The sequence below is a fragment of the Thermosynechococcus sp. OHK43 genome (assembly GCF_014466085.1).
Taxonomy (GTDB): domain Bacteria; phylum Cyanobacteriota; class Cyanobacteriia; order Thermosynechococcales; family Thermosynechococcaceae; genus Thermosynechococcus.
Genome location: NZ_JACOMP010000220.1, coordinates 1 through 3472 on the forward strand (window position 1 = coordinate 1; position 3472 = coordinate 3472).

Annotated in this window: 2 protein-coding genes; both read left to right on the forward strand. The window is 52.4% G+C overall.

Annotated features, from left to right (window positions below; translation table 11 throughout):
• The coding region (locus tag H8Q75_RS09285) for a translocation/assembly module TamB domain-containing protein (RefSeq protein ID WP_297041265.1) at window positions 1-1470 on the forward strand (1470 nt) is incomplete at its 5' end.
• A gap of 88 nt (window positions 1471-1558) precedes the next feature.
• Window positions 1559-3472 (forward strand): cache domain-containing protein (locus H8Q75_RS09290; RefSeq protein ID WP_297041267.1); only part of this gene is annotated, 1914 nt, incomplete at its 3' end.

Sequence of the window (3472 nt, forward strand, 5' to 3'; positions counted from 1 at the left end):
CCCCTGAGGGTGACGGGTTCAGTTCCCTTGATCTATCCCCTTGATCCGCGACCAGTGGTAGATCCGCAGTTAGCCCTAGATGTGAGTGTCAAGGATGAGGGCTTGTCCTTCATCAACCTCTTGACGGATCAGGTGCAATGGCAACAAGGAAAGGGGCTTTTCCAAGCTCAACTGCGGGGCACATGGGACGCTCCCATTGTGAATGGCCTCCTTAGTTTGGATGATGCGGTTATTAAAACTCCTGCCTTTGAGGAGCCAGTGACAAATCTCAGTGCACGGGTGCGCTTCGATCGCGATCGCCTACGGGTGGATGGGATTCAAGGTCGCTTTAGCCAAGGGCAAATTACCATGACAGGGGTGCTGCCAATTCAGACTCCCTTGGCCGCAGATGATCCAGATGCTGCAACACCCCTCACTGCTTCCCTGCGACAATTGCAAGTGAATGCCGGCAATATCTATCGCGGTGCAGTAGATGGCACACTCGTAATTAGGGATACCCTCCTAAGTCCTGATCTGGGGGGCAGTGTCCAACTCAGCCAAGGCCGCTTGGATTTAGGCGCAATCAATGGTTTTGCTAATGGCAATGGGTTAGCCAATCCTGCTAACTCTCTATTTGAACCACTGGTCTTTGGGAATTTAGAAATTAATATCTTAGATTCCTTGCGGGTGACGCGATCGCCCGTTCTCAACCTAACGGCCACTGGTCATTTAACCCTCAATGGCGGCCTCGATAGTCTTCAGCCTGACGGCAAAATTCGCCTCACGGGAGGGCAACTGAATCTTTTTACCACCCTCTTTCTGCTCCAGCGGCGAGCGGATAACTATGTGCTCTTTACCCCCGCCAATGGCTTGGATCCCGAACTCAACCTCACCCTTGCTGCCACTGCCACTGAAGTGTATACCCCCGGTACGGTGACGCGACTATCGGATGTGGGTTCCGTGACAGCCACCAGCCTAGGAACGTTGAACACCATTCGGATCACTGCCCGCATCAATGGTCGTGCCAGTCAACTCCAAACCAATTTACCTGCGGTGCTTGAGCTATCCAGTACCCCCTCCCGTAGCCCAACTGAACTACTGGCATTGATGGGCGGTGGCTCAATTGCAGATCTCAACCAAGTGGGGGGAGAAACAGTCGTCGCCAGTCTCGCCGGATCTGCTCTTTTCAATAACCTACAGGCATTGATTGATCAGGCCACGGGTAACCGCACCTCGTTTCGGATTTTTCCAGCCGTGGTGCCCCCCGATCGCCAAGCCCAAAGCCAAGCCCCAACCCTTGCCGTGGGGGCTGAACTCGGCTTCCAAGTAAATAGTTTTACCTCGGTCTCCCTCTTGCAGTTGCTAACTGCCCCCAATGATCCGACGCGCTTTAACCTTGGGTTTCAGGTGACAGAGCAGATTCGCCTTGGCGGACAGGTGAGCACCAGTGGTCAGGGCACAGGCTTTCTTGAGTTCCGTTACCGTTTTTAATGTCGTCTATGATCAGAGTACTGCCAGCAACGCTCAAGCTTAGAAGGTAACAATTGCGGCAGTTGCAGTCGCCTCGGTATCAATCTTGATGAAAAATTCCGCTAGCGCCTTATCTCAACGATTTGCGATCTCATGGCAGCGGTTAAGTCTGCGTTGGAAATTTACCTTGGCCTTGGCGCTGGCGGCGCTCTTTCCAGCCGTGATTATTACTGAAGCCCTGATTCAAGTCAGCTATCGCAGCTTTGAGCATCACCTCGATCAGCAACTGCGCTCTAGTTTGCGGGATTTGCAGTGGGAAATCGACAATTTGGCCTATGAGTCTCGCATCCAAGCCCTCTTAATTGCCAGTGGAATCTATGCGCGACATGTGGGTCAATCCCTTGTCAGTGTTTTGAATCCTGCCGCTATCCAAGCTATTCTTGCGGAAGTGGATAGGACTGAACGCCCCATGAACCTGATGCTGGTGGCCGATGCGAGGGGTAGGGTACTGGCACAGCAAACAATGGTCTTGGCTAAAACGGGAGAGGCGCTCCTCGACTTGACTCCCGAAACCCATTCCCCCTATCGTCTCAGCCGGCATCAAGCCAACAGTATTGCTAACTTACCGATGTTCCAACTGGCTCGCGATCGCCAGCAACTGATTAGCGGTCTGGTACTCCTCAATCGTGAACAGTTACAAGAACTGGGCTTAGCACAGCAGGCAAAGATTACATTGCGTCCTCAACCCATTGCCAATCTACCCCCCAATCAGCAGCCGGCCCCTACGGGTACCTACCCCATTGCGGACGGCAATATTGGCTTACTAGCCTTTGCCGCCAAGCCCCTTTATGAAAACAACCAATTTCAAGGGCTAATTTTGACGGGCATTTTGCTCAACAATATGCCGGATCTTGTGGATAGCACCACTGCCTGGTCCACAGTAGATACAGTGGCAACAATTTTTGCCCAAGATTTGCGAATTGCCACCAATGTGCCTTACACCGATGGTCGGACTCGCGCCCTTGGAACCCGCGTCGCTCGCGAAGTGGCCACTCAAGTTCTCGATCAGGGCAAAATGTTTGTCGGTACAACTGACATTGTGGGTTCTGCCTACGCAACTATCTACAGCCCATTGCAGGACTTTCGCAAGCAGCTCAAGGTGCCGCATCCACCCCCCATTGGTATCGCCTTTGTGGGGAAGTCCCAGGCATGGATTCATACCATAGCCAACCAAAAACGGTTGGTGTCCTTTGCTATTACCCTTGGTGCCCTCTTGTTGGCCAGTGTTTGGGCCTATCTCACGGCCAATGCGATTGTTAAGCCGATTCAATCCTTGGTCACTTCCACCCGTCGCGTGCAGGCAGGCGATTTGGCGACACTGGTGCAGGTGCACTCCCTTGATGAGGTGGGCAAACTGGCCAATTCCTTTAATGCCATGATGCGCCAGTTGCGTATCTCCTTTGAGGAGTTAGCCCAAAAAAACCGCTGCCTCGAGCAGATTCGCGATGAACTGATTGAGGCCAATGAACAGTTTGAGGCGGTACTCAATGCTGTTCCCGGCACGATTGCTTGGATTAATGCTGAGGGCATCTATAAGGGGGTCAATCGCAAATTGGCAGAAACCTTGAATTTGCCACCAGAGGCATTTATTGGCCGTCCTTTGGGCTTTTTGTCTGCGGATTGCGAGCTAGCCGCCTTTATGCAGGAGTTTTTGGAGTCTCCAGATCAATTTGCCTCACGGGTGATCTCTGTTCAGCGCAATGGTCAAACCAGGTTTTACCTCGTTGCTTTGCAAAAGTATATGAAGGGTACCCATACCGTTGCCGTCGGCATTGATATTAGCGATCGCATGCGAGCCGAGGAAGCGCTGCGCATTGCTGAGGAAAACTACCGCAGTATTTTTGAGAATGCCCTTGAGGGAATTTTTCAAGCGTCAACCGAAAATCGGTTTATTCGGGTCAATGCCGCCATGGCCAAGATCTTTGGCTTTGACTCCCCGGAAGCAATGGTGGAGACCGTCACC